This is a genomic window from Psychrobacter proteolyticus (assembly GCF_038155145.1).
Taxonomy (GTDB): Bacteria; Pseudomonadota; Gammaproteobacteria; order Pseudomonadales; family Moraxellaceae; genus Psychrobacter; species Psychrobacter proteolyticus_B.
In genome coordinates this window covers 1-206 of record NZ_JBAKAY010000276.1, presented here as the reverse complement: position 1 = coordinate 206, position 206 = coordinate 1, and the positions used below count along the sequence as shown (strand labels likewise).

Here is a 206-nt window from a genome sequence, read left to right as displayed (position 1 = left end):
AGATTTGACCTTGATGTAAGAATTTACCAAAGGCGGCTTCTTTTACTGCTTGCTCAATATCAGCATCTTTTAGTACCACAAATGGACTGTTGCAACCCAATTCAAGCGCCACTTGTTTGATGTATTCACCACCAATGGCCAACTCACCGAAATGTTTGCGCACTGAGGTCGAACCTGTGAACGACACTATAATTGGCGCTATGTTT

The 206-nt window shown here is 42.7% G+C and carries 1 protein-coding gene; it reads right to left on the bottom strand.

Annotation, left to right across the window (positions count from 1 at the left end; genetic code table 11):
• On the bottom strand, positions 1 to 206 hold a 206-nt coding region (locus tag V6252_RS13825; RefSeq protein WP_341610804.1), incomplete at both ends, for an aldehyde dehydrogenase family protein.